The 19407-nt window shown below is 41.4% G+C and carries 17 protein-coding genes; 13 read left to right on the plus strand and 4 right to left on the minus strand.

Annotation, left to right across the window (positions count from 1 at the left end):
• Positions 1–2 precede the first annotated feature (2 nt).
• The 8 genes from ribD to AN389_RS15895 all read left to right on the plus strand — a co-directional run bounded on the left by ribD (position 3) and on the right by AN389_RS15895 (position 8615).
• Positions 3–1136: a bifunctional diaminohydroxyphosphoribosylaminopyrimidine deaminase/5-amino-6-(5-phosphoribosylamino)uracil reductase RibD gene (ribD, locus tag AN389_RS15860; RefSeq protein ID WP_055018151.1), complete on the plus strand. Its 1134-nt coding sequence runs from the start codon at positions 3–5 to the stop codon at positions 1134–1136.
• A gap of 16 nt (positions 1137–1152) precedes the next feature.
• Positions 1153–1806: a riboflavin synthase gene (locus tag AN389_RS15865; protein ID WP_055015326.1), complete on the plus strand. Its 654-nt coding sequence runs from the start codon at positions 1153–1155 to the stop codon at positions 1804–1806.
• A gap of 29 nt (positions 1807–1835) precedes the next feature.
• Positions 1836–2948: a bifunctional 3,4-dihydroxy-2-butanone-4-phosphate synthase/GTP cyclohydrolase II gene (gene ribBA, locus AN389_RS15870; RefSeq protein ID WP_055020229.1), complete on the plus strand. Its 1113-nt coding sequence runs from the start codon at positions 1836–1838 to the stop codon at positions 2946–2948.
• Between the two features lie 101 nt (positions 2949–3049).
• Positions 3050–3514: a 6,7-dimethyl-8-ribityllumazine synthase gene (gene ribE / locus AN389_RS15875; RefSeq protein WP_004586865.1), complete on the plus strand. Its 465-nt coding sequence runs from the start codon at positions 3050–3052 to the stop codon at positions 3512–3514.
• A 15-nt stretch (positions 3515–3529) separates the two neighbouring features.
• Positions 3530–3940, plus strand: coding sequence for a transcription antitermination factor NusB (nusB, locus tag AN389_RS15880; RefSeq protein ID WP_004586866.1), 411 nt, complete (start codon positions 3530–3532; stop codon positions 3938–3940).
• Between the two features lie 94 nt (positions 3941–4034).
• The gene (gene thiL, locus AN389_RS15885) at positions 4035–5009 is read left to right on the plus strand and encodes a thiamine-phosphate kinase (protein WP_055020230.1); all 975 of its coding nucleotides are present in this window, start codon (positions 4035–4037) and stop codon (positions 5007–5009) included.
• Positions 5006–5491: a phosphatidylglycerophosphatase A gene (locus tag AN389_RS15890; protein WP_055018147.1), complete on the plus strand. Its 486-nt coding sequence runs from the start codon at positions 5006–5008 to the stop codon at positions 5489–5491. The genes thiL and AN389_RS15890 overlap by 4 nt, the downstream gene beginning before the upstream one ends.
• 37 nt (positions 5492–5528) lie before the next feature.
• Positions 5529–8615 carry a ligand-binding sensor domain-containing diguanylate cyclase gene (locus AN389_RS15895; RefSeq protein ID WP_055018146.1) on the plus strand — a complete coding sequence of 1029 codons (3087 nt, stop codon included), beginning with the start codon at positions 5529–5531 and terminating at the stop codon, positions 8613–8615.
• Between the two features lie 133 nt (positions 8616–8748).
• Here AN389_RS15895 and dxs read toward each other — a convergent pair whose 3' ends face one another.
• The 3 genes from dxs to AN389_RS15910 form a co-directional block, all read right to left on the minus strand.
• Positions 8749–10611, minus strand: a complete 1863-nt coding sequence (dxs, locus tag AN389_RS15900; protein ID WP_055018145.1) for a 1-deoxy-D-xylulose-5-phosphate synthase — start codon at positions 10609–10611, stop codon at positions 8749–8751.
• 102 nt (positions 10612–10713) lie between these two features.
• Complete coding sequence (gene ispA / locus AN389_RS15905) at positions 10714–11601, minus strand: (2E,6E)-farnesyl diphosphate synthase (protein WP_055018144.1); 888 nt, start codon at positions 11599–11601, stop codon at positions 10714–10716.
• 2 nt (positions 11602–11603) lie between these two features.
• Complete coding sequence (locus AN389_RS15910) at positions 11604–11846, minus strand: exodeoxyribonuclease VII small subunit (RefSeq protein WP_055018143.1); 243 nt, start codon at positions 11844–11846, stop codon at positions 11604–11606.
• A gap of 316 nt (positions 11847–12162) precedes the next feature.
• On the opposite strand from AN389_RS15910, the gene pomA reads away from it, so the two are divergent.
• The 4 genes from pomA to AN389_RS15930 all read left to right on the plus strand — a co-directional run bounded on the left by pomA (position 12163) and on the right by AN389_RS15930 (position 16719).
• The gene (gene pomA / locus AN389_RS15915; protein WP_004586874.1) at positions 12163–12930 is read left to right on the plus strand and encodes a flagellar motor protein PomA; all 768 of its coding nucleotides are present in this window, start codon (positions 12163–12165) and stop codon (positions 12928–12930) included.
• Between the two features lie 2 nt (positions 12931–12932).
• Complete coding sequence (locus AN389_RS15920; protein ID WP_004586875.1) at positions 12933–13853, plus strand: flagellar motor protein MotB; 921 nt, start codon at positions 12933–12935, stop codon at positions 13851–13853.
• A 210-nt stretch (positions 13854–14063) separates the two neighbouring features.
• A complete protein-coding gene (locus AN389_RS15925) occupies positions 14064–14549 on the plus strand; it encodes a hypothetical protein (protein WP_055018142.1) in 486 nt (161 codons plus the stop codon).
• A 229-nt stretch (positions 14550–14778) separates the two neighbouring features.
• Entirely contained in the window at positions 14779–16719 is a 1941-nt protein-coding gene (locus AN389_RS15930) for a DNA topoisomerase III (protein WP_055020231.1), read from the plus strand.
• Between the two features lie 22 nt (positions 16720–16741).
• Here the strand turns inward: AN389_RS15930 and AN389_RS15935 are convergent, their stop codons facing one another.
• On the minus strand, positions 16742–18055 hold the full coding sequence (locus tag AN389_RS15935) for a M20 family metallopeptidase (RefSeq protein WP_055020232.1): 1314 nt from the start codon (positions 18053–18055) through the stop codon (positions 16742–16744).
• A gap of 94 nt (positions 18056–18149) precedes the next feature.
• Here AN389_RS15935 and AN389_RS15940 point away from each other — a divergent pair, with 94 nt between their 5' ends.
• A complete protein-coding gene (locus tag AN389_RS15940; RefSeq protein ID WP_055020233.1) occupies positions 18150–19007 on the plus strand; it encodes a tetratricopeptide repeat protein in 858 nt (285 codons plus the stop codon).
• Positions 19008–19407: the final 400 nt, after the last annotated feature.

The raw sequence follows: 19407 nt of genomic DNA on the forward strand, positions 1-19407 counted from the left end.
TAATGCAAAGCCAAATACCGTTTACCGAACAAGATGAAATGTATATGGCGCGGGCCATCGAACTTGCGAAAAAAGGGCGATTTACAACCACTCCTAACCCTAATGTAGGGTGTGTTTTAGTTAAAGATAACCACATAGTTGGTGAAGGGTTTCATCAATTAGCGGGGCAGGGACATGCTGAGGTTAATGCGCTTGCTGTAGCAGGTGAAAATGCAAAAGGCGCAACAGCTTATGTTACGCTTGAGCCGTGTAGTCACTTCGGGCGGACTCCTCCTTGCGCAGAAGCTTTAAAATCGGCAGGTGTAGTAAAGGTGATTGCTGCGATGGTCGATACTAACCCGCAAGTAGCAGGCAAGGGGCTTAAAATACTTAGCGATGCTGGTATTGAGGTTGCTTTTGGGCTGTTAGAGAAGCAAGCGCGCGCACTTAATTTGGGGTTTTTTAAGCGTATGGAGCAGGGGCTGCCGTACGTAACGTGTAAAATGGCCGCTAGTATTGATGGTAAAACTGCGCTTAAAAATGGACAAAGTAAGTGGATTACTGGCTCAGCTGCGCGACAAGATGTTCAGTTACACCGAGCACAAAGTTGCGCTATTTTAACCGGCGCCGATACGGTCATTACGGATGATGCTAAACTTAATGTCAGGTTAAACGAACTCCCAGAGGCTTTACCTACCGAGTTACCTCTTCGCCAACCTGTGCGTGTTATCATTGACTCGCAAAATAGGCTTACACCAGAGTTGGCATTATTCAATACTCAAAGTGATATAATAATATTTACTACCAAGGTTGATAAATCAGCGCAATGGCCACATTTTGTAAGGCATATAGAAGTGCCACAGCACAATAACAAAGTTAATTTAACGTCTGTTTTAGCGCACCTTGCTAAATTGCAATTTAATCATGTTTATTTAGAAGCGGGTGCTACACTTGCCGGTAAAATGACAGAGCTTAATTTAATAGACGAATATATATTTTATCTAGCGCCAAAATTAATGGGGGGCGATGCAAAAAGCTTAGTTAATTTTGCACCGCTGACAGATATGCAAAATACCGTTAATTTGACGTTTACAGAATGTGTGAAAATAGGCGATGACTTACGTATAACCGCTATAAAACACATTCCAACCACTTAATTTGAAGAGTAGGGCTATGTTTACTGGAATAATTGAAGCCACAGGCAAAATTGCGCTATTACAAAAAAAACAAGGCGATTTAGCCATTCGCATTCAAAGCGCTAACCTTGATATGAGCGATGTAAAGCTAGGTGATAGTATTGCCACTAATGGCGTATGCTTAACCGTAGTAGATAAGCACATTGATGGCTTTAGTGCCGACTTATCAAATGAAACTATCAGCCTCACTGGGTTTGCAAATTACAATATTGGCCAAACAGTTAATCTAGAAAAAGCCATGCAGCCGGTATCGCGTTTAGGGGGGCACTTGGTCTCTGGTCATGTTGATGGCATTGCCACCATTACCGCTATTACGAGTAATGCGCGCGCAACAGAGTACTGGTTAAGCACAGATGAAAATTTAATGAAGTACATTCCTTATAAAGGGTCTGTATGTATAGATGGTATAAGCCTGACAGTAAACGCTGTCCAAGGTAATGAATTTAAATTAACCATAGTGCCGCACACAAGCGAGCAAACTACCATTGCTGATTTTAAAGTGGGCACACGCGTTAATTTAGAAGTTGACCAAATTGCACGTTATTTAGAGCGCCTTATTAAAGGGGCTGAGCAGCCAACGGGCTCAGACATTTCAATGAGCTTACTAGCTAAAGCTGGTTTTGTTAAATAACGACACTGATAACTTACACGAGCAAATTTATGAACTTACACAGCGCACAAGAAATCATCGACGACATTAAAGCCGGTAAAATGGTTATTTTAATGGATGACGAAGACAGAGAAAACGAAGGCGATTTAATCATTGCTGCGGAGCATATTAGCGCCGAAGCCATTAATTTTATGGCTACTCATGGCCGTGGCTTAATTTGTTTAACTATGACACAGGAGCGTTGCCAACAGCTTGATTTACCATTAATGGTAAAAAATAATGGTGCTGCGTTTTCTACTAATTTTACTATGTCGATTGAAGCTGCCAAAGGCGTAACAACCGGTATATCGGCAGCTGATAGAGCGCGCACAGTTCAAGCGGCAATAGCAAAGGGGGCTGTACCTAGCGATATAGTACAACCTGGCCATATTTTTCCTATTATGGCGCAACCTGGTGGTGTTTTAACGCGCGCAGGTCATACCGAAGCCGGTTGTGATTTAGCACGGTTAGCGGGCCTTGAAGCCTCATCGGTTATTGTCGAAATTCTCAATGCCGATGGCACTATGGCACGTCGCCCTGATTTAGAAGTCTTTGCTAAAGAGCATGGTATTAAAATTGGCACGATTGCAGATTTAATTGAGTACCGAAACCTTAACGAAACCACCATAGAGCAAGTGGCTAAGTGTAAGTTGCCCACCGAGCACGGCGAGTTTGATTTAGTAACTTACAAAGACACCATTGACGGCCAACTGCATTACGTATTGTTAAAAGGCGAAATTAAAGAAAACGAGCCAACTCTTGTGCGTGTACACTTACAAAGTACCTTTAACGATATTTTACTCTCGGACAGAAGTGCGGATCGTAGTTGGGGGCTTTCAGATGCAATGGCGCACATTGCAAAAAACAATGGTGCATTGGTTATTTTAGGCAAGCAAGAAAGCACTGAAGAGCTAGAGGCTACTGTTAAAGCATTTGCTGCTGCCGACGCTGGTGAGAATGTTACGCCGCGTAAATTTAAAGGCACATCACGTACTGTTGGTGTGGGCTCGCAAATACTGGCTGATTTAGGTATTAAGCAAATGCGCTTAATGAGTCGCCCTAAAAAGTACCATGCACTTTCGGGCTTTCATTTAGAAGTGGTTGATTACGTTGAGCCACAATAAGGGCTGTGCTTTTAACTAGTCTATTTTTTTATTTTTATGGTATGATGCGCAGCAATTTTTGCGCAATCGCAACCGCTTGAACATATTTTTAGGGTTATCAAATGAAAATTATTGAAGGTAATAAGTACGCTCCAGGCAAAAAATTCGCTATTGTTATTTCTCGTTTTAACGATTTTATTGGTAGCAGCCTACTTGAAGGTGCTGTTGATGAACTAAAGCGTACTGGTGGCGTAGCCGATGATGACATTACCGTTGTGTATGTACCCGGTGCAGTAGAGTTACCTTTAGCGGCAAAACGCATTGCGGCAAAAAAAGAGTATGATGCAATCATCGCATTAGGCGTAGTGATCAGAGGTGGTACACCACACTTTGACCTCGTTGCTGGCGAATCTAACAAAGGCCTTGCAAATGTATCGCTTGAGTATGATATCCCGGTTGCATTTGGCGTATTAACCACAGAAAGCATTGAACAAGCAATTGAACGCGCTGGTACCAAAATGGGTAATAAAGGCGGCGAAGCGGCATTAGGCGCGCTTGAAATGGTTAATGTGTTAGATAAAATTTAAGTTTAAGGAATTTTTGTGAAACCAGCAGCAAGACGTAAAGCACGTATCTTAGCACTTCAAGCCGTTTATTCTTGGCAATTAAGTGGCAATTTAATTGCCGATATCGAGCAACAAATGTTGATCGAAAACGACGTGACTAAAATTGATGTTGAATACTTTAAAGATTTAGCGCGTGGCGTTGCCGTTAATTATAAGCAACTAGATGAAGCTGTCTCTCCGCATTTAACACGTCCATTCGATGATTTAGATATGGTAGAGCGTGCAATTTTACGTTTAAGCGCGTATGAGCTTAAATTCCGCGAAGATGTGCCATACAAAGTAGCAATCAATGAAGGCATTGAGCTTGCTAAAATATTTGGCGCTGAAGACAGCCATAAATTTGTAAACGGTGTACTTGATAAAGCTGTTAAGCATTTACGCAAGTAATACTAACTTTGCTAAAGCGCTCTACTTAAGAGCTTAGCTTTAACAGTTAGTACACGTTAAAAAGGAGAGCCGGCATAGGTCGGCTTTTTTGTGTATGAAGGAATTTGAATTAATAAACCGCTACTTTAAAGGTCGTGGTATAACTCGTCGTGATGTAAGCCTAGGAATAGGGGACGACTGTGCATTAGTTACCGTTCCACAAAACTGCCAACTGGCAGTAACAACTGATACGCTTGTATCGGGTGTTCATTTTTTTGATGACATTTCTCCCCGAGCATTAGGACACCGAGCACTGGCAGTAAATCTAAGTGATTTAGCAGCCATGGGAGCAGAGCCTACTTGGGTGTCGGTGGCATTAACCCTACCAAATATTAACCAGCAGTGGATTGAAGAGTTTACTGAGGGAATGCACGAAATTGCTGAGTACTTTAATGTACAAATAATTGGTGGCGATACTACACAGGGCCCTTTAACCGTTACTATATGCGCTAAAGGCACAGTGCCAGAGGGCAAAGCTTTACGCCGTGCAGGTGCTAAAGTGGGCGACTGGGTATGTGTAACCGGCACGCTAGGTGATGCAGGTTTGGCTATTGAATCTCGCAAGCGTGGCCTCAGTATTGAGCCTGAGCACTTAAAGTACATAAATAGCCGCTTTGATTACCCAACGCCGCGTGTTGCTGCAGGGCAAGTATTACGAGGCCTTGCTTCATCAGCCATTGACGTGTCTGATGGCCTTATAGCGGATTTAACCCACATACTTGATATGTCGCAAGTGAGTGCCAGTATAAATATCGAAAACATCCCAACCTCAGACGCTATGCGTTCAAGCCTGAGCTTTGAGGCCCAATTGCCGTATATTTTAGGCTATGGCGATGACTACGAATTACTTTTTACTGTCTCTGAAGATAATAAAAGCATGTTGGAGCTTAAATTACGCCAATATGGCGTAGAAGCAACGTGCATAGGGCAAATAAAAAGTGGCGAAGGGCACATTGAGCTTTTGCACCACGGTGAAAAATTTAATTTTGAGCAACAGGGCTTTGAGCACTTTGCCAAGGAGCAGGTTTGACTAGCAAAAAACAGTTTAATTTAAAGCGCCCACACCAGTTATTTGGCCTAGGGTTTGGCACTGGCCTTGCGCCTGTTGCGCCAGGCACCTTTGGTACATTTGCTGCTTTGCCATTTATTTTTATGACCATGTATTTTCCGCTTTGGCTACAAATCGTGTTTGCTGTGGTTATTAGTATTTTTGGTATTTGGGTGTGTGGCAAAACCGCCGATGATTTAGGTGTGCACGACCACCCAGCCATAGTGTGGGATGAAGTTGCAGGTTATTACATTACGATGATCGGCGCAGCGCTTAGTTGGCAAACCTTGCTTGTAGGCTTTTTATTATTTAGATTTTTTGATATTGCCAAACCAGGCCCGATTAAAACGCTCGATAAGCGAATGGACGGTGGTGTGGGTATAATGGCTGATGATGTACTTGCCGGTATTTTTTCACTTATTTGTTTGCAAGCGTTAATAAAAGCAGGTTTACTACCCTTTTAATTTTTGTGTTTTATTTGTTTAATTAGGTGGCAGCGAAATGATGCGATTTTTACTGGTATGTGTACTTATGTTGTGTGCCATGCCAAGTTGGGCTTCTATTACTGATTACGTTGTTAAACAATGGAATATTAAAGATGGTTTGCCCTCGCAATCGCTTAAAAGTGTTGTGCAAGATCAGCAAGGCTATATGTGGGTCGGAACGCAATTTGGTCTTAGCCGTTTTGACGGCACAACCTTCACTAATTACAACACACAAAATAGTCCTTTTTTACCAAGTAATGGTATTAATAAATTGCTCATAGATAGTAATGGCTATTTATGGGTAGGCACTAAAAGTGGCTTGGTGGTCATAAACCCACAAACGCTTGCCGCACAAGAATTTAATATTAAAGGCCCAGTTAGAGATATATTAGAAGACGCCAAAGGCAGCATTTGGATTGCAGCTAATGGGCTTTATTATGTAGACCGCAACCAAGTCGATTTACGTGATAAAGCGAACGCACTCGTTCCTATTGTTAATGCCACCGTGATCACCCAAATAGTGGGGTCGGTTAGTCAAATGGCGCTTTCTCCAGAGGGGATTTGGCTGGTTAACGACCGTCATTTACTACGCTTAACTAAAAGCGCCTCTGATTTTTCAAAACTCAGGTTGGAATTAACAGCGAAGGTATCATTGCCTGAGCGGTTAGCACAAACCATTGTTCATGATCTGTCTTTTTTAAATGGTAATTTATACTTAGCCTCTGAACTGGGTGCCTACTTTTTAGATTTAGACGATGAGCTAAGACCTTTCCCGCTGCCGAATGCAAATAACTCAGCTGTGTATAAATTTATGAGCGACACCAATGGTGGCTTATGGGTTTCTACGTATGGGCGACTGCTTTTTAGAGCTAAGTCGGGTGAATGGCAATGGGTTGAGCCAAGTCAACTTGATCAAAGCATTTGGTTTGCTGATATTTACCACGATAGCCAAAATAATATTTGGCTTGCCAGTTTCAGCGAGGGCTTATGGCTTGCACACGAAGGACGTATTGAACGCCACTCTGCTTTATCGCAAATGACCGAGGCCGTTATGGCAATTAGCCAAGCGCCCGATGGAAATTTATGGGTGGCAAATAAAAGTGGTATTGGGTATTTCGATTTAAATAAAAACTTTGTTAATAAAATACCCAGTGCGCAATTTGGGCGTGCAACCGTACACGATTTACAGTTTGATGGCTCACGTTTATATATCGCAACCGGACGAGGGCTGTTTTTTTACGAGCAAGATAAACTATACAGTTTTCCGGGCAGAGCCCTGCGCGACAACCCTGTATTTGCTATTAGTCCATCAAGCAAAGGGGGCTTTTGGATAGGTACAGGGCGTGGCTTGTATAGGCTGAGTTATGGCGGGTTAACACCCTTTGCATACAATGCCTTTTTAGGCAGTAAATTTATAACTTATGTGCTTGATAAAGCAAACTTTGGTGTAATAGGTACCAGTAAAGGGGCGTATTACTTTACTGACCGTGGCATTGAAAAAATAGGTGACCAAACCTCGCTCGAAAGTGCATACATCACCAGCGTATTACACATAGATGGGGTAGGTATTTTAATAGGCTCGCTTAACGACGGCCTATTTTACAGAAGTTTACAAGGGCATTGGCGACAGTTAGATGCAGCCAACGGCTTACCCTATGGTTCTATTTTTAGCTTAGAGTATGATGAAACCTACAAGCGTGTATGGGTAAGTACCATGAAAGGTGTTTACCGTATGCCTGTAGCGCAATTTAAAGGCGAGGTGTCGAGCCTAAAAGTGGAAGAGGTTATTTCTTCTTTTGATAGGCAACTTGATGGTAAAGCAAGCCAATGTTGTAACGGTTTAGGGCATGATGCTGTTGCCATGACAGATTATTCAATTTGGTACCCAAGCTTACAAGGCATTGTAGAAATACCTAAAAATACCGAGCTATTTGGCTTAAATGTATTAAAGCCTAAAGTAGAAACACTGACCACACCACTGCGCGCGTTAACTACCGCTGCATTAGGCGAAAAACCTCTGCTAGATACCGATGAGCGCGATATAACGTTAAAGTACACCGCCATCGATTATTATGCGCCAAACAGTATTGAGTTCAGGTATAAGTTAAGTGGTTTAGATAGCGATTGGCGCTATGCTAATTCACGCCGAGAGGCCATTTATACAAATTTACCGGCAGGGGCATTTTTATTCGAGCTTGAGGCAAAACGTCAAGGCGAGGATTGGGATAGAGCACAAACTGCCGAGTACGCATTTATTGTACCGCAGCGTTTTGACGAGACTATTTACTTTAGGCTACTCATTGTTAGTGGCTTTATTTTACTATTTTACTTTATTTTTTGGGTATTTAGAGCGCAAGAGCGACGCAAGCAAGAAGTACTCGAAGCCCTGGTTACAGAGCGTACATTAGAGCTGCGTCAAGCCAATGACAAGCTGGGCCAAGTAAACTCACAACTTAAACTTGTTAGTCACTCAGATGAGCTTACAGGGCTTCGTAGCCGTCGCTTCTTATTTGATCAACTTCCTAAAGATATTGAGCACTTTCAACGTAATGCGCAGTCTTTACAAGCGCAAGGCAAGTCACTTGTGCTGCTTATTATTAACTTTGATAATTTCAGCCGTATAAACGATGCATATGGACCAATCGCTGGGGATAGTTGTTTACAACAAATGGCAGCGTTACTTAATTCGCGTACCCAAGGCTCTGATTATGTAGCACGCTGGAGTGGGGATGAATTTTTATTATTACTGCGCGACTTTAAGTGCAACATGATTGACAGCTATGCCTCTGATTTATGCCAAGCAATTGCATTAAATTCGTTTCAACTACCGAACGGTAAAACCACCAATATAACGGCGTCATTAGGGTGGTCTTTTTACCCACTGCCACTTTTAGGTGGGCAAGTAATCAGTTGGGAAACGTCGATAAATTTAGCCGATATAGCGCTTCATCAGGTTAAAAAACGCGGTGGTGATGGTGTCGCTAATATTACGTTTGATAAACAGTTAGATGCGTTTGAGTTTGAGCAAAATTCGAATGTAGATCAGCAGCTGGGTATTTTACAAAGTAATGGCTTAGCAGATATTAAAGTGTGGATGCGATAAAGTTAAATCGATACCTTTTACATGCGTGTTGCTATTGATAGATAAACTAAACCTATGAAGTAATGAGAAAGCTAAGCTGTACAAGACTTAGCTAAAAAGAAAGGAGCTTAAAAGCTCCTTTTTTTTTGTTTAATTAAGCGATAAAGGATTTTATTGAATTTAAAATGCCTTGTTCGCCTAAGCCCATTTCATCATGCATTTGCGCTTGAGTGCCGTGCTTAATAAATTCATCAGGAATACCTAAGTTAAGCACTTTTAGGCTGGCTTTTTGCGCTGCTAAATATTCATTAACAGCAGAGCCAGCGCCACCACAAATAGCGTTGTCTTCAAGCGTTACTATTACATCATGAGTTTGGCCAAGCTCATCTAATAAACGTGTATCAAGTGGCTTAATAAAGCGCATATTAACTAGCGTTGCACCTAGCTCATTTGCAGCAAGTTGGGCGTTTTCAAGCAAAGTACCAAAGGATAAAATAGCAATTTTAGCGCCGTGCTTAATGGTATGAGCTTTACCTAGTTCTAATAGTGTCATTTCGCTTTGAATATCGGCAGTACCGGCACTACCACGTGGGTAACGAACTGCTACAGGGCAATTAGCCTTATAGCCGGTGTAAAGCATATGGCGGCACTCGTTAGTATCACTTGGGGCCATAATAACCATATTGGGAATACAGCGCATGAAGCTTAAGTCGTACGCACCTTGGTGTGTTTCGCCGTCGGCGCCCACAATACCTGCGCGGTCTATAGCAAAAAGCACAGGTAGTTTTTGCAGTGCAACATCGTGAATAAGTTGATCATACGCACGTTGTAAAAAGCTCGAGTAAATAGCTACAACGGGTTTTAACCCTTCACAAGCAAAACCGGCCGCCAATGTAACAGCGTGTTGCTCTGCTATAGCTACATCGAAATACTGCTCTGGGTGTTCTTTTGAAAAACGCACCATACCTGAGCCTTCACGCATTGCCGGTGTAATAGCCATTAATTTTTTATCTTGCTCGGCCATATCACACAACCAATCACCAAACACCTTAGAGAAAGTGGCGGCGCCAGGTTTAGATTTAGGTAAGCTTGATGTATTAGGGTCGAACTTTGGTACACCGTGATAACCAATAGGATCAGCTTCTGCCGGTTTATAGCCTTTTCCTTTTTGCGTTTTTATATGTAAAAGCTGAGGCCCTTTCAAATTGCGCATATTACGCAGTGTATCAACAAGCATATTTACATCGTGGCCATCAATTGGGCCAATGTAATTAAGACCTAGTTCTTCAAAAAAGGTGCCTGGAATAACCATTCCTTTTAGGTGCTCTTCTACTTTACTGGCAAGCTCTTTAACAGGAGGCACGCCAGAGAGTAACTTTTTACTGCCTTCGCGAATATTTGTGTAAAAGCTGCCAGATAAAATACGCGCAAAGTGATTGGTTAACGCACCGACGTTTTCAGAAATCGACATTTCGTTATCATTTAAAATGATTAACATGTCAGATTTTACATCGCCTAAGTGGTTCATGGCTTCAAATGCCATTCCTGCTGTAATGGCGCCATCGCCTATAACGGCAACGGTTTTACGGCCTTTGCCTTCTTTTTGAGCTGCAATAGACATACCGAGCGCAGCTGAAATAGAGGTGCTTGAGTGCCCAACACTAAACGTATCGTATTGGCTTTCTTCACGAAAAGGAAAGGGGTGTAATCCATCTTTTTGACGAATTGTGTGCATTAAATCGCGTCGGCCCGTTAAAATTTTATGCGGGTACGCTTGATGGCCCACGTCCCACACTAGGCGATCTTCTGGTGTGTTATACACATAATGAAGCGCAACGGTAAGCTCAACAGTTCCTAAACCAGACGCTAAATGGCCGCTACTTTGCGAAACAGAGTTGAGTAAATAGTCTCGTAACTCGTTGCTAAACGCAGGGAGTTTATCTTGCGCTATGTCGCGTAAGTGGGCTGGTTCGTCAACCAAGTTAAGTAATGGATACTTGCTACTATCAAGTGTCATGGTATTTATTTTATCCTTCGCTAACAGCGGTGCTAACTTAGTCGTTTTTACCGCTGTTGAGTAATAATGTCAGTGCTAAATGGCAATACGTATATGTAACACTCAATGGTCACGTTTAATCAGGTAGTTTGCCAACGCCGCTAGAGTAGAGGTATCAGCATCTATTTTGTTTAATGCCTGATGTGCTTGCTCTATTAAATCTTGCGCCATTTGTTTGGCACCTTGCATACCTAATAGGGCCGGATAAGTTGCTTTATTAGCAGCTAAATCAGAGCCTTGTGGCTTACCTAAAGTAAATGTGTCACCTTCAACATCTAAAATGTCGTCGTGCACTTGAAATGCCAGCCCTATAGCATACCCAAAAACACTTAAGTTTTCTAAGGTTTGTTTGTCTGCTTTTTCGCTACATAATGCACCTAAAGTAATGGCACAGTTTATTAAAGCACCCGTTTTTAATCTATGAATTCGTTCAAGCTGTTGTACTGTAATCACTTTATCTGTAGCTGCAATATCTAACCCTTGCCCGCCTACCATGCCTTCAAGCCCAGATGCTTTAGCCAGTGCGCTGATCATTTTTACTTGTGTTGTCGCGCTGCAAGTAAAATTATGAGACGAAATAAGCTCAAAGGCTAATGTTTGTAGTGCATCGCCCGCTAAAATTGCATGCGCATCATCAAACGCTATATGGCAAGTTGGGCGCCCGCGGCGAAGGTCGTCGTCATCCATGGCTGGTAAATCATCGTGTACTAACGAGTAGCTATGAATACATTCAATAGCAGCAGCAAGGGTGTCTAGATCTTGCTTATTAGCTCCGAGCATTTCACCACTTGCGTAGACTAAAAAGGGACGTAAACGCTTGCCACCGTTAAATAAGCCGTAATGCGTGGCTTCTTTTACTATGTGTGCGGTATCAAGGGATTGATCAAAGTACTGTTGCAGGGTCTTTACGACATCTTGTTGAGCACATTCTATTTTTTCTTGTATGCTCACGGTTATTCCACTTCATTATTAAAGGAAGTCAGCGCTGCTTTTTCATCATTACCCATTAAAATAGAGACTTTTTGCTCGGCTTGTTGCAGCTTGCCCGTTGAGGCGTTTGCTAAGGCTATACCACGCTCAAATTGTTTTAACGACTGTTCAAGCGATAAGTCACCTTGTTCCATGTCACCGACAATGGTTGATAATTCTTCGAGAGCTTGTTCAAAACTTAGGTTTTCAGGTTTTTTAGTCGCCATGTTTAATTTCAGCCAGCATGATAAATTTAGGAGCCAATTTTAGGGGGAATGCTAAACTAGGTCAAAGGATGATCGCTGTTTTTTGAGTTATATCAGTTTAAATCGTATTTTTATAACGTATAAGATGCGTATTAGCCCCCACTGTGTACAATAAAAATTAATTAGTCGCTAGGCGAGTAGGGTATCTTGATCTAAAATTAGGCAAAACACAGTGTTTTACACTTTTTTCAAAAATGGCTTAAGTATTTCAGTATCTTGCCGATAAGTAGTTAATAATAAAAGTTTGAATAACAAAGTATAATACTTTGGAGGAAATGTGGATTTAGCAACCATAATTGGGATCCTTGGCGCAATTGGTTTAATTGTCATGTCCATGTTTATGAGTAGTAGCGGCGAAATGGGGATGTTTGCCGATGCACCTTCTAGCGTAATTGTATTTGGTGGCTCACTATTTATAGTGTTATCAAACTTTACCTTGTCGCAGTTTTTGGGCATAGGTAAGGTTGTTGGTAAAGCATTTATGTTTAAAATCGAATCGCCGGAAGAGCTGATTGAAAAAGCAGTTGAACTTGCTGATTCGGCCCGTAAAGGCGGTTTTTTAGCCCTCGAAGAAGCTGAAATACCAAACCCTTTTATGCGCAAAGGTGTCGATATGCTGGTTGACGGCCACGATGCTGATGTAGTGCGTGCCACGCTTCAAAAAGACATTTCTTTAACTACAACTCGTCACGAATTGGGCGCCGGGTTATTTAAGTCACTTGCCGATATAGCCCCTGCAATGGGTATGATAGGAACGTTAATAGGCTTAGTTGCTATGTTATCTAACATGGATGATCCTAAAGCCATCGGCCCCGCAATGGCGGTTGCCTTGTTAACTACGCTATATGGTGCCTTTTTAGCAAATGTTGTGGCTATTCCTATTCAGGTAAAACTGGAGCTTCGTAAAGACGAAGAAGCGATGAATCAGCGTTTAATACTGGATGCTATTTTAGGTATTCAAGATGGCCAAAACCCGAAAGTAATTGAAGGTATATTAAAAAACTACCTTGCTGAGTCTAAGCGAAAAGTAGATACCGAGGAGTAACCATGTCTGATCAAGAGTGCAAATGCCCACCACCAGGTCTGCCCGCTTGGATGGGAACATTTGCCGACTTAATGTCGCTTTTAATGTGCTTTTTTGTACTTTTGCTCGCGTTTTCAGAAATGGATGTACTTAAATTTAAGCAAATAGCAGGCTCGATGAAGTTTGCTTTTGGTGTTCAAAATAAAATAGAAGTAAAAGACATTCCAAAAGGAACGTCAGTTATTGCTATGGAATTTACCCCAGGTAAGCCTGAACCTACCCCGATAGAAACCATACAACAGCAAACCGTTGAAATGACCCAGCAAATGTTAGAGTTTCAAGCGGGCGATGAAAGCTCCGCTGGTGGTAGACAAGAACAACGAGGCGATAAACGTGGTGGCGAGTCACGTAGTACATCTCAGCAGCAATCTTCAGAGCAAGCAACTTCAGCCGCCGATCAAGAACAAACTAACGAGCTAGTGAAAAAAATAGCGCAACAGCTCGAAAAACAGATTATTGATGGTGCAATCGAGCTTGAATCTTTAGGGCAGCAAATCATTATCCGTATCCGTGAAAATGGCTCGTTTCCTTCTGGCAGTGCTTTTTTACAACCTAAGTTTAAGCCCATAATTCAAGATATTGGTGAGTTATTAAAAGATGTACCTGGCGAAATTACAGTATCGGGTCACACCGATGATTTTCAGGTTTCTAACGAGTTATATATTAATAACTGGGATTTATCGTCAAAGCGTGCTGTGGCGGTAGCAAGCGAATTACAAACGGTACAAGGGTTTGATAAAAACCGCATGATGGTAGTAGGGCGTGCTGATACTCGCCCACTTGTGCCTAACGATTCTAATGAAGACAGGCGTAGAAATCGCCGAGTAGAAATATCAATCTTACAAGGTAAGGCTAAAGAGTCAGACCCTATTGATGTGCGCTAGGTTATTGCCTGACGTTATACTTTATTAAATTAGTTTCATTTTAAGGTACTTTATCCCTTGAAGTATCTTGGCAATCTCATCATTTTAGCTTAAAGTACATTTCCTTAACATATGTAATGGATGTGCTGTGAAAGTTATAATTAAATATTGTGACATGCCAGGTAACGGTGATGGAACCGACGATACAAAAGAAAAATAAGGTAAAACATTTTGCCTGAATGGTTTTTGTATTTCGTTAGTATTTTAAGTAAAAGCTGGGTTTTTATGCTAAGCCCGGCTCTTTTTATATTTTTTATATTTAAAGATTACCTAGCCTTTAGATTTGCATTACTGACCGCCGCTTTTTTCTTTTTTGGAGGGATAACAGCCTCTAGCTTGAGAGAGTTTGACGATATTTATATCTATCGTTATTTAGTATGGGCGGCTACCGATATTATATGGATGGCGTTAATAGCTTACTGGGGAATAAAAGATAAAGTTTATTTATGGCAATGCGTTATTGGTCAGTTAGTGGTTATTGGCGCACCTATATTACAATTATTCAGATTAGTTGACCGTCACCTTTGGGATTTAGCGTACAGCACCATTATTTATAAAACGTTAATGCCCTTTATCAATATTGGCACCGTCATAGTGTGTTATTTACCTTTAATTATGTTTTTCGCTAAAAAAAGTAATACCAATCCGCATAAGTAAGTGATCTATTTTGAGGATGGATAAACGTGTTGATAGCAAGGCAATAAATTCGCTATTCAGTTGTTCTAAATGAGAATTTTTTAACGCAGATAGCGACACGTTTAGCCCTGCAAAATGATCAGACATTATTGCAGATTGGTATAATACCCCCTCAAAAATAGAAAGCGCTCCACCTTCTAAATAGCTGTGCTAAACTACTGTTTATATAAACAGTTAACGAGCAACTCCCATGAAACTCTATATCGCTGAAAAGCCATCACTTGGCAAAGCTATTGCTGATGCACTGCCTAAACCACATAAAAAACACGATGGCTATATAGAAGTGGCTAATGGTGACTGTGTCTCGTGGTGTATCGGGCACTTGTTAGAGCAAGCTGAACCTGATGATTATGATGCGCGTTTTAAAAAGTGGCAATTTGAACACCTTCCCATAGTGCCGGAGCAGTGGCAGCTCAAGGCAAAAACGAAAACGCGTAAGCAATTAACTATTTTAAAAAAGCTAATTAAACAGGCATCAGTGCTGGTGCATGCGGGCGATCCCGATAGGGAAGGCCAATTGTTGGTGGATGAAGTCATAGAGCAAGCCAAAATAAGTAAAACCAAAAAGCAAAGCATTCAGCGTTTGCTAATAAGTGATTTAAATCTAGCGGCGGTAAAAAAAGCACTCAACCACATGCGTTCAAACCGTGAATTTATTCCGCTTAGTGTGTCGGCGCTTGCGCGTTCACGTGCAGATTGGCTATTTGGTATGAACCTTACGCGTGCTTATACGCTGGCGGGGCAAAAAGCTGGCTTTGGCAATGTGTTGTCGGTGGGTCGCGTACAAACCCCAATTTTAGGTTTAGTGGTTAATCGGGATAACGAAATAGCTAACTTTGTGTCAAAACCATTTTATGACGTGTTGGCGCATTTAATAACTCCTGAGCAGCAAAGCTTTTTGGCCAAATGGGTACCAAGCAAAGCCTGCGAACCGTATCAAGATGAAGAAGGGCGTGTATTAAATAAAGCACTTGCTGAAAATGTCGCCTCGCGAATAGCCAATCAACCGGCTGAAGTCACTGCGCTCGAGCAAAAACAAAAAAAACAAAGCGCGCCGCTGCCTTATAATTTATCGGCACTACAAATAGATGCTGCAAAGGCATTGGGTATGGCAGCTCAGCAAGTACTCGATATTTGCCAAACGCTCTATGAGCGCCATAAGTTAATTACTTACCCTCGTTCCGATAATCGTTATTTGCCTAAAGAGCATCATTTAGATGCGCCTGCAATTTTAAAAGCAATTGCAGCTAATGGCAGTCAAAGTACTGAGTTTGTGAATGGGGCAGACGCTAAAAAACGTAGCAAATGTTTTAACGATGCAAAGGTGGCTGCCCACCATGCAATTGTCCCTACCGCCAAACAACTAAAAACAGCGACTCTGGCGTCTGATGAAGCAAAAGTATATCAACTTATTAGCAGGCATTACTTAATTCAGTTTTACCCCGATTATATTTATAACGAAACTAAAGTAGAGGTAACCATTGCGGGAGGTTTATTTAAAGCCAATGCAAAGCAAGATGTAAGCTTAGGGTTTAAGGTATTAATGGGCAAAGCCGAGCTAAAAGATGAAGCAACCTTGCCTCATTTAACAAAAGGTATGGCGCTTAACTGCACTAAAGGTGAAGTTGTAGAAAAACACACTACGCCACCGTCTCATTTTACTGATGCAACGTTGCTAAGTGCCATGACCGGCATTAGTCGTTATGTAAAAGATTCACAAATTAAAAAAATACTCAAAGAGACTGATGGATTAGGTACAGAGGCTACCCGCGCAGGCATTATTGAATTATTATTTAGGCGTCGTTTTTTAAAGCGCGAGGGTAAATCAATTAAAGCCACACAAACAGGCCTGGCACTTATTAGTGTTTTACCAGAGGGCTTAGCTAGTCCCGATTTGACCGCTAAATGGGAGGCGAGCTTAGGCAACATTGCTCAACAAACAATGAGCTACCAACAATTTTTACAACCACTGCTGGTGGAGCTTGAAGGTTTTGTACAGCAAGCAGCTAGTTGTGATAGTCATGTATTTTCAAAGCTACCTAAAGCTCCGCCTAAAAAGCGCTTTGCTAAGCGTGGTAAAAAAACACCATTTAAAAAAACAAATTATAAAAAGAGCTCAGCAACCACTTAATTGCTGAACTCTCAAATACGGCTTACTTTTTATTAAATAACGCGACTGCAGCGTTACTCATGGCTTTTATACCGGTCGGTAATGCTACTTTATAATCTGGCGCAAATTTACTTGAGTGTAATGAGGGAAGTGTTTGGTTACTTTTCATCGCATTTGTATATTGCTGTTGGTTTACTCCACCTAGCCAAAATAACGTAATAGGAATGTTTTCGTCAGTTCTACCGTACAGCCCAAAATCTTCACCAGCCATAACCGCTTTTGTCTCAAGTACATTAGTTTCGCCAATTGCATCAGCAATAGCGCTCCTAACAATATTAGTTTGCTGAGGGTTGTTGTAAGTAGATGGAATAGATTCATCTTCATGAACGTGAACAACAGGGTAGTGCGAATTAGTAAGGCCTGCACTTTGAGCAATACCGGCTGTAATACGTTTTATAGCGGCTATTTGCGCCGTACGCACCTCTGGGTTGTAGCTTCTAAGCGTAAGCTGAAGTTTTACTTCATCGGAAATCACATTATGCTTTGAACCACCATGAATAGATCCCACAGTCACAACAGAAGGCTCAAGTGGAGAAAGCTCGCGACTTGTGATTGTTTGTAATGCTAATACCGTACGCGCAGCAATAACAACTGGGTCTACGGTAGTGTGCGGGTAGGCGCCGTGTCCGCCTTTGCCTTTTATAGTTATATCTACCGAATCAACACTTGCCATAGTGTATTCATTTTTCATTGATACCTTACCCGCAGGCACGCTGGCACTCACATGCAGCGCAATAACATGATCAGGCTTAGCATATTTACTAAATAAGCCTTCACTTAACATAGCTTTTGCGCCACCGCCAACTTCTTCTGCAGGTTGAGCAACCATCATTAACGTTCCTTGCCACTTATCTTTGTGGGCAATAAGTTGCTCAGCAGTACCAATAAACGAGCTCATATGTATATCGTGGCCACAGCCATGCATTACACCTACTTTATTCCCGTGCTCATTGGTCACTTGTACTTTAGATGCATAAGGTTTACCGGTTTGCTCTGTGATTGGTAGGCCATCGGTATCAGTACGAATCATTATTGTAGGGCCGGTGCCATTTTTATAAATCCCTACCACACCATAGCCGCCCACCTTATCTGTTACATCAAACCCAAGTTTTGTTAATCGCGATGCTATTTTTTGACCAGTTTCTTTTTCATGATATGAAAGCTCTGGAGATTGGTGTAAGTCGAGGTAAAACTTTTCAATAGCTGGCATACTCTTAGTTAAATCTAAGTTTAGGGGCTTAGCATAAGTAAGTGGACTTGCTATCATAAATGCTGCAGCTAGATAGGTGATTTTCATGTTTTCCCTCATTATTTGAAAGTATTTAATACTTGTATTTATTATGTTCGTCTCCATATAAAAACCTAAATAAATGAATATGGCAATTAATTCAATGAGCAACATAGTTAGTATCAACGCACAAAACCTTCAGCAAGTACTCGGTGAAACATCACAACAAAAGTTGGTGCTGCTTAACTTCCACTCGCCACAAAGTCCTGAGTGTATTAGCCAAATCGGCATATTAGAAAATTTAGCTACGCAATATAAAGACCATATTGTAGTGGCTAACCTTGATTGTGACGTAGAACAAGCACTTGCCTCGCAATTAGCGCAGCAGGTTGGTTTGCAAACCTTACCTACACTTGTATTGTTAAAAGATTCAGCGCCAGTCGATTTATTAGCGGGCGTGCAAACAGACGCGCAAATTCGCGAAGCCCTGAGTAAGCATTTACCAGCGCAACAGGACCTACTTCTTGAACAAGCAAAACAAGCATTGTTAAAGTCGGATCTAAATGCTGCATTTAATTACGCAAAGCAAGCGTATGAAATAGACAGTGCAAACGCCCGTATAAAGCTTGTATTAGCTGATATATGTATTCAAATACATAAGCTAGATGATGCTCAAGCACTTATTGATACAATTGACGCCCAAGAGCAAGATGCTTACTTTCATAACATAAAAGCAAAATGCGAAGCGGCCCTCGAAGCTACCGACTCGCCAGAGATAAATGAAAAGCAATCTCAAGTAGAAAAGTACCCAAATGATTTAGACTTAAAAACAGAGCTAAGCCAATTGCTAAACGATGCAGGACGAAAAGAAGAAGCACTCGAAACACTCTTCAGCGTACTTAAAAAGGATCTTAACTTTAATGACGCTAAAGCAAGCTTTTTAGCAATTATCGCTTCTCTACCAGATGGAGATGCACTTGCAGCGAAATACAGAAGAAAGCTATATAGTATTTTGTATTAATACCCGTAGTTAATAAATTAACTAAAAAGCACCTTATAGGTGCTTTTTGCGTTTTATACATCGTTATATTTAAAACAAACTGGGCTTTGCATATAGGTTTAGTTTGTTTTTTGTACTTACTTTGGCCCTTTAGAGTGAAAAATACACGAAATAGCTTTTATTTATAGTTTTTATTAAAAAACGCTTGCGTAAAAATCCGTTCTCCCTATAATGCGACCCCACTGAGACGGCAGAACAGGCAACGCTTAGCGAGGCAAGCAAGCTACTTAGTGAGTCGAGTAAAACTTCGTTTTAAAAACTTTCAAGTTTAAAAAATTAAGTGTTGACAAAAAAATAGGAAAGCGTAACATGCGCAGCCCTAGCGAGATAAAGCAACGCGCTTTAATCGCAACGTTCTTTA

Origin of the sequence: Pseudoalteromonas sp. P1-7a (assembly GCF_001401855.1) — a bacterium.
Taxonomy (GTDB): Bacteria; Pseudomonadota; Gammaproteobacteria; order Enterobacterales; family Alteromonadaceae; genus Pseudoalteromonas.